At 41.2% G+C, this 8,155-nt stretch carries 6 protein-coding genes and 3 tRNA genes; 1 reads left to right on the forward strand and 8 read right to left on the reverse strand.

The window, feature by feature from the left end:
• Positions 1-2: 2 nt before the first annotated feature.
• Positions 3-1,101, reverse strand: a protein-coding gene (prfB, locus tag QZU45_RS05610; protein ID WP_295352685.1) for a peptide chain release factor 2 whose coding sequence is annotated in 2 segments (ribosomal slippage) — positions 3-1,025 and positions 1,027-1,101 — 1,098 coding nt in all. Because the reading frame shifts where the segments join, the coding sequence is not laid out codon by codon here.
• A 188-nt stretch (positions 1,102-1,289) separates the two neighbouring features.
• Between prfB and nadC the strand changes: the two genes are divergently transcribed.
• Positions 1,290-2,138 (forward strand): carboxylating nicotinate-nucleotide diphosphorylase, encoded by an 849-nt coding sequence (nadC, locus tag QZU45_RS05615; RefSeq protein WP_295352692.1) that lies wholly within the window; start codon positions 1,290-1,292, stop codon positions 2,136-2,138.
• 40 nt (positions 2,139-2,178) lie between these two features.
• Here the strand turns inward: nadC and alr are convergent, their stop codons facing one another.
• The 7 genes from alr to alaS form a co-directional block, all read right to left on the reverse strand.
• Positions 2,179-3,261, reverse strand: coding sequence for an alanine racemase (alr, locus tag QZU45_RS05620; protein WP_295352693.1), 1,083 nt, complete (start codon positions 3,259-3,261; stop codon positions 2,179-2,181).
• A 22-nt stretch (positions 3,262-3,283) separates the two neighbouring features.
• On the reverse strand, positions 3,284-4,735 hold the full coding sequence (gene dnaB / locus QZU45_RS05625; protein WP_295352694.1) for a replicative DNA helicase: 1,452 nt from the start codon (positions 4,733-4,735) through the stop codon (positions 3,284-3,286).
• A gap of 116 nt (positions 4,736-4,851) precedes the next feature.
• Positions 4,852-4,928 (reverse strand) — tRNA-Arg (locus QZU45_RS05630).
• Positions 4,929-4,955: 27 nt separating this feature from the next.
• A tRNA-Arg gene (locus tag QZU45_RS05635) sits at positions 4,956-5,032 on the reverse strand.
• An 89-nt stretch (positions 5,033-5,121) separates the two neighbouring features.
• Positions 5,122-5,216, reverse strand: a tRNA-Ser gene (locus QZU45_RS05640).
• 105 nt (positions 5,217-5,321) lie between these two features.
• Complete coding sequence (locus QZU45_RS05645; protein WP_074841227.1) at positions 5,322-5,495, reverse strand: carbon storage regulator; 174 nt, start codon at positions 5,493-5,495, stop codon at positions 5,322-5,324.
• Between the two features lie 6 nt (positions 5,496-5,501).
• The gene (gene alaS, locus QZU45_RS05650; protein ID WP_295352695.1) at positions 5,502-8,135 is read right to left on the reverse strand and encodes an alanine--tRNA ligase; all 2,634 of its coding nucleotides are present in this window, start codon (positions 8,133-8,135) and stop codon (positions 5,502-5,504) included.
• Positions 8,136-8,155 lie beyond the last annotated feature (20 nt).

Here is an 8,155-nt window from a genome sequence, read left to right on the forward strand (position 1 = left end):
GTCTAAAGTCCAGACTTCAGACTTGCTTCAATAAACTGATCCAGATCGCCATTCAACACTTTTGTTGTATCGCGACACTCTACTCCTGTTCGTAAATCCTTAATACGTGCATCATCAAGAACATATGATCGAATCTGAGAACCCCAGCCGATATCTGACTTGCTGTCTTCAATTTCCTTCTGAGCACTCATTCTCTTTTCAAGTTCAAGGGTATACAGCCTTGCTCTCAACTGTTTCATTGCCTGATCTCGGTTCTGAAACTGGGAACGTTCATTCTGACAGGAAACAACAATTCCGGTTGGAATATGTGTTATACGAACTGCAGATTCTGTCTTATTAATGTGCTGTCCACCAGCACCTGATGCTCTGTAAACATCTGTTCTTAAGTCAGCTGGATTGATTTCAATCTCAATATTGTCATCAACCTCAGGATAAACATATGCAGAACAGAATGAAGTATGTCTGCGATTATTTGAATCAAAAGGAGATTTTCTGACTAAACGGTGTACTCCGGTCTCGGTTCTGAACCAGCCGTATGCATGCTCTCCCTCAAAGCGCAAAGTTGCAGATTTAATTCCAGCAACTTCACCTTCTGACAGTTCTGTTACAGTAACTGTAAAGCCATGCTTTTCACCGAACTTAACGTACATGCGCATGACCATTTCGGCCCAGTCCTGAGCCTCAGTACCACCTGAACCGGCCTGAATATCCATATAACAAGGATCATTGTCGTTTGGACCTGAAAACATTCTTTCTATTTCCAGTCTTTCCAAAGCGGTTTCCAGTCTTTTTGCCTCAGCATTCGCCTCTTCGGCAAGCTCAGAAGAATTCTCCTCTTTGGCCATTTCATCCAAGGTCAAAAGATCATCGAATCCCTGATACAGATTGTCAAAATTCTTTACAACAGTTTCTAGTGACTGTCTTTCTTTTCCAAGTTCCTGTGCCTTTTGAGGGTCATCCCATAATTTGGGATCTTCTAACAGTCCATTAACCTCTTCAAGACGTTCTCTCTTGGTCTGAAGGTCAAAGGTACCCCCTTAATGCATCAGCTCTCTGTTTAAGAGCGTCAACCTGATCTTCAATAGAGATTGTTTCTAACACGTTTTTATCTCTCACAATTAAAGTAAATTAAGTTTCGATTATATCAAAAACAAAGTGCATGTGCAGTCTTTGTCACATTTTCATGTATTTTTTTGGCGCAAAATTTCCCCTCATGCAAATGGCTGAAAGTCCCATAAACAAAGAATGTGTTATTATTACTAGAAAAAATTTATAACTAGGGATTTAATATGCTTCAAGATGATATTGTAGCCACCGTTAAAATGGCTCTAACAGAGGACCTGGGAGGAGTTCTTGATCCTTCTTTGGATGTAACTTCTCAGCTTATTGACGAGAATGAAACCGATGAAGCCACCGTTATTACACGAGAGGCAGGTATCTTCTGTGGAAAGGCATGGGTTGAAGAAGTTTACAGACAGCTTGGCAACAAAGTTGAAATTCAGTGGTTTGTTAAAGATGGAGATACCATTGAGCCAGGTGAACAGCTTTTCCATTTAAAGGGCAACTCAAGAACAATGCTTACCGCTGAGCGTACCGCCTTAAATTTCGTGCAGACTCTTTCTGGAGTAGCAACTCAGGTATCTAAATTTGTTAAGCAGATGGAAGGAACCAACTGCAGTCTTCTGGACACCAGAAAAACTCTGCCTTGTCTGAGAACAGCTCTAAAATATGCAGTGACCTGCGGTGGTGGAAAAAATCATCGCATTGGCCTTTTTGACATGTACCTTATCAAAGAGAACCACATTATGGCCTCTGGCGGTATTGCAAAGGCAATTGAAAGAGCCCGTGCCGCTCATCCAGAACTTAAGGTTGAGGTTGAAGTAGAGAATCTTGACGAACTTCAGCAGGCTCTTGACGCAAAGGCTGATATCATCATGCTGGATAATTTTGAGTATGATTCAATGATTCAGGCGGTAAAACAGACAAATCATCAGGCATTACTTGAGATTTCAGGAAATGTTAATATTGATACCATCGGCAGATTTGCCTCAACCGGCGTTGATTACATTTCTGTGGGAGCTCTAACCAAGAATGTAAGAGCATTAGATCTATCAATGAGATTTGTAAAAAAAGGCTAATCCAGTCATATTGCCATGCCTAACCGGCATGGCTTAAACTCTAGCCAAAAACAAAATCCACTCTTGGCATAACATGGCAAATCAGCTCATAAGGGATGGTATTGCAAAGTGCAGAGATTTTCTCTACTGGTAATCCCTTTCCCCAAAGAATAACCTCATCACCGACTTTATCAGTACAGTTTTCACCAAGATCAACAAACAGCATATCCATGCATACATGACCGGCGGTCTTTACATATCTTCCATTGATAAGAACAGGAGTGCCATTTGGAGCAGTACGAGGGTAACCATCGCCATAGCCGCATGAAACAATACCGATCGAGGTATCCTTATCTGCTACGTAATAGGCGCCATAACCAATCTTATCACCTTTTTTTACCTTATTTATGGCAATAAGATTGCTCTTTAAGGTCATAACAGGCTTAAGTCCCAGATCTTCACCGGTTCTGTCTTCAAAAGGAGAGATTCCATACATAACAATTCCTGGACGAATCCACTGTGTATGGGAATTTTCCCAGTCAAAGATGCCAGCAGAGTTAGTAAGACATAGATCTCCCTGCATATCCTTTGCAAATTCAAAGAAATTAGAAATCTGAGTCTTGTTGTATTCAACCTCAGCAGGAGTATCCGCAACAGACAGGTGAGAGAGAAGACCTAAAGGTTTTATAACCTTGTCGCACTTTTCAAGACGGGACTTTATCTTGGCAATTGTAGCTTTATCGTTTGAGCCTAAACGATGCATACCAATATCAACCTGGACCCAGACATGTATAGGCTTTGAAAAAGGAACTCTCTCGATGGCCTCTACCTGCTCCATTGTATTTACAGCAGTGTACAAATCATATTTAGATATAAAAGGAAGATCATCATCATTATAAAAACCTTCCAGCAGAAAAATAGGATTCTTGATGCCGTCGCGACGTAAATCCATAGCCTCGCCAATTCTTGCAACAGCAAAGCCTTCAACTTTATCCTTTAAGGCATTTGCTACAGCGATAGCACCGTGTCCATATGCATTAGCCTTAATAACAGCTATTACTTTTGAATCTTTTGCCTTATTCTTGATTACTTTTATATTGTGTATCAATGCCTGCTTATCAATTAAAGCAGTTACGCTTTCCATGTTTGTTATTCCTTATAGACACTTACTGTCTCTGATAATAATCATCCTCTGGTAGAGGAACTTCATCATCAGTTGCAATATAGTTAGCTTTATCATAGAAGGTTGTATATGCGCCTTGGAACTGCAGTTCAATATCCGCAGTCGCACCACTTCTGTTTTTACCGATGATCAGAGTAGCTTTGGAATCATCACTGTTTTCACCACGATTTACATCTCTGTCGATAAACATAATCATATCGGCATCCTGCTCAAGAGAGCCTGATTCACGTAAATCAGAGTTCATTGGACGGTGGTCCTTTCTAGCTTCAACATCACGATTCAGCTGAGCTAGAGCAAAAATAGGAACCTCAAGCTCTTTTGACAGCTGTTTTAATGATCTTGAGATTTCACCAACTTCCTGTGAACGGTTGTCGTGCTTTGACTGACTTCTCATCAACTGAATATAGTCAATCATAATACAAGATAAACCGCCATTCTCTGCAGCAATCTTTCTTGCTCGAGAACGTAATTCCAGAGGAGTCAGATCAGAACCATCATCAATATATAATTTTACACGGTCATTACCGTTTCCATCTGATTCGGTAAGCAATTTTACCTTACGAATAATATCTTTCCACTGCTCAGGACTTACTCTGCCTGCAGCAAGATCTTTTCCAGGAACTCTTCCGAATGAAGAAATCAGACGCATTGCAATTTCATTTGCAGGCATTTCTAAAGAAAACACCAGAGCAGGTCTGTGCTCATCAACATTCATTGCAATGTTGGAAACAATATTCATTGCAAAAGAGGTTTTACCAACACCAGGACGAGCAGCAATAATGTTAAAGGTACCAGGTCTAAAGCCCTGTGTAATCTCATCCAGATCTGTAAATCCGGATGCGACACCGTTCATCTTTCTGCCCTGATCAACATCGTCACGGATCTTCTTGATAAGGTTATAGGCCACTGTTGTCATTGGTACAGGACCTTCATCAACAGCAGTATTTGATTCAGCAAGTTTAAAGATCAGGCCCTGAGCCTCATCATAGATTTCATCAACAGTAAGACCGTTAGGACTGTAGCAGATCTTTTCAATGTGTTCTGAAACCTTAATCAGACGGCGTCGTCTTGAAGTATCACGGATAATTTTTGCATATTCACTGACAGCAGCGCTTGGTCCGGTAAGCTCTGTAAGTCCGGCAATATATACCATACCGCCAGCATCAGACAATCTGCCCTTTCGCTCTAATTCTGCACAGAGTACGGTAACATTAAAGTCATCAGATGTGGCAGCTCTTGAAAGAATTTCCTCGTATACAACCTGATTTTTTGAACTGGAAAATTCAGAAACCTCTAACATACCAACAGTTTCTCGAACTTTTTCCAGTAAAGAGCCATCAAGAATAAGAGAACCAAGAAAATTGTGCTCTGCCTCTAAATTTTTAGGAGGTTCCTTATAAGCGGAAAGTTCATCCTGAGAGTTATTCTTTGCCATTACGAATCCAGTTAAAATCGAAAATTAGCTAATAGATTGTTCTTCTACTGCTCGAATATTTTAAGGCAAAATTAAAAACAGTTGGAAAATAAATTTGGAAAATGAGAAAGAAGAAGTGGCGCACTTGAAGGGATTCGAACCCCTGACCGATCGGTTCGTAGCCGATTACTCTATCCAGCTGAGCTACAAGTGCGTGCTTGAGATAAGTTTACTTTTGGAGTGGCGCACTTGAAGGGATTCGAACCCCTGACCGATCGGTTCGTAGCCGATTACTCTATCCAGCTGAGCTACAAGTGCAACCAAAAGTGTTACTTACGTCGCAAAATTATATCACCAGATTTCGAATTTGCAAGAAAAAAATAAAATCTTTTTCAATCTCATCTGAGTGGCGGATAGAGAGGGATTCGAACCCTCGATACAACCTTTATAGTCGTATGCTCCCTTAGCAGGGGAGTACCTTCAGCCTCTCGGTCATCTATCCGCTGAAATCTATCCGCTGAAATTAAGCGAGACATAGTATCTGATTTTTAACTATCAATGTCAAGAGTTTTTTTACGGCTCAAGGCATTGATATTAGTTAAGTGGCTTATTTATGGCTTTTATCTGAAGTATTTTCTTTTTGTGGAACTCGTCTGATTTCAACATCCTTAGGAGCTTCAATTCCAAGACGAACCTTTCCAGATTTTACTTCAAGAATACTAATAGTAATACCACTACTCAGCACGAGCTTTTCCCCTTCTTTTTGTGATATTACTAACATATAAGACTAGACTCTTTCTGAAACAATTTTTTCAACTGAAGCTAAAGCCTTATCAAGACCTTCTGGATTAGTACCACCGGCCTGAGCCATATCAGGACGACCACCGCCCTTTCCGCCTACGTAGGCAGCAACTTCCTTGATCAAATCACCTGCTTTAAGCTTAGAAACAAGATCTTTTGAAACCGCTGCAATCAGGCTTACCTTATCATCCTCAGCTACAGAACCTAAAACAATAATGTAGGACTGAAGTCTGCACTTTAGATTGTCGATGGCAACTCTTAATTCCTTTGCACCATAGTTTTCAATCTTTGAACAGATTACAGGTACGCCATTTACATCATGGGCCTTCTCAACAAGAGAAGCACTCTCTAAGGCAACAATTTTCTCTTTTAGCAGCTCGTTCTCTTTCTCTAGAGACTTAGCATGATCAAGCACCTGCTCGGCCTTATCAGCAATATTTGAACTACCTCCGACCTTCAGTAAAGCTCTGGCAGCACCAACCTCTGCAAATACCTCATCCAGATATTCAACTGCGGACTTACCTACAAGAGCCTCAATACGACGGATTCCAGATGCAATAGATTCATCTGACAGCAGAACAAAGGCACCAAGGTCACCTGTCATTGCTGTATGGGTTCCACCGCACAGTTCCTTTGAGAAATTACCCATTGAAACTACACGAACATTCTCTTCGTATTTTTCATCAAACAAAGCAATAGCACCAGACTTCTTAGCTGAATCCAAATCCATGCACTCAGTCTTTACAGGAAGATTTGCCTGAATCTGTTCGTTAACAAGATCAGCAACTGCCTTGCGTTCTGCCATAGTCAAAGGCTTTGAGTGTGAATAGTCAAAACGAAGACGATCGTTTGCAACATATGAACCCTTCTGAGCAACACTATCACCAATTACTGCTCTTAATGCAGAATCCAGAAGATGAGTTGCTGAATGATGACGGGCAATGTCAGCACGATTGATTGCATCAACCTGAGCAAGAACAGATGCATTCTTGTCAAACTGACCGATATCAACACGACCAATATGAATAGTAGCCTTAGCTACATGCTTGGTGTCTTCAACAATGAAACGAGCATTTTCACCGATAGTAATAATACCCTTATCACCAACCTGACCACCCATCTCACCGTAGAATGGAGTCTTATCCAGTACAATCACAGCATTCTCATCAGTTGAAATAGAATCAACTTCTGTTCCATCCTTAAAGATATGAGTAATCTTAGCTTCTGATTCTAGACCGTCATAACCTGTGAATACAGTATTCTCTGTGATCTTCAGCTCTTTGTTGTAGTCAATACCGAATGTTGATGCAGACTTGGCTCTGGCCTTCTGTTCTGCCATGCACTTGTCAAAACCTTCCATATCAACAGTATAACCACGATCTCTTACCACATCATTGGTCAGATCTGCAGGGAAACCGTAGGTGTCGTACAGCTTGAAGGCAACATCACCAGGAACAGTCTTGCTGTCACCGAGTTTTGTCAGCTCGTTCTCTAAAAGAGCCAGACCACGGTCAAGAGTATTTAGGAACTGCTCTTCTTCCTTCTTAAGAGTACGCTCAATTAAAGCCTGCTGAGAGACAAGTTCAGGATAGGCCTTACCCATTAACTCAACCAGCTTTGAAACCAGCTTGTAGAAGAATACATCCTTAGCACCTAAAAGACGACCATGACGAACTGCTCTGCGGATAATACGACGTAAAACGTAGCCACGACCTTCATTTGAAGGGAGCACGCCATCTGCAATCAGGAATGAACATGAACGAATGTGGTCAGCAATTACTCTTAGAGATTTATCTGTTAAATCTTTTACACCTAGGATAGATGCAGCGGTTTTCTCAAGTTCTACAAACAAATCGATTTCATAGTTTGAGTGAACTCCCTGCAGTACGGCAGCTATACGTTCCAGGCCCAGACCGTTATCAATCATTGGCTTTGCAAGCTTTTCAAAGGTGCCGTCAATCTTACGGTTGTACTGCATGAACACGATGTTCCAGATCTCAATAAATCTGTCGCCATCTTCATCTGGTGAGCCTGGAGGGCCTCCCTGAACATCTTCACCGTGATCATAGAAAATTTCTGAACAAGGACCGCATGGACCGGTATCGCCCATCTGCCAGAAATTGTCTGACTCATATAGACCGCCCTTGTTATCGCCTATACGAACAATCTTGTTCTCTGGAATACCAACAATATCCTTCCAGATGTTATATGCTTCGTCATCCTTGTCGTATACTGTTACCATTAATGACTCTTTTGGCAGTTTGTATACTTCGGTTAACAAAGTCCATGCAAAGGTAATAGCTTCCTTCTTAAAGTAATCGCCAAAACTGAAGTTACCTAGCATTTCGAAAAAGGTGTGGTGACGGGCGGTATAGCCAACATTGTCTAAATCATTCTGTTTTCCGCCTGCACGAACGCATTTCTGAGCGGTTGTAGCACGTACGTAATCGCGCTTTTCTTTACCCAGATAAATATCCTTGAACTGATTCATACCTGCGTTGGTGAATAGCAAGGTAGGATCATTGTATGGAACAAGTGAACTAGAACGAACAATTGTATGTCCGTGCTCTTCAAAGAATTTCAAATACGCATCACGTATCTGATCAGTTGTCATGTACATTTATATTGGATCCTAAAATT

The sequence above is a fragment of the uncultured Succinivibrio sp. genome, assembly GCF_902756765.1.
Lineage (GTDB): Bacteria > Pseudomonadota > Gammaproteobacteria > Enterobacterales > Succinivibrionaceae > Succinivibrio.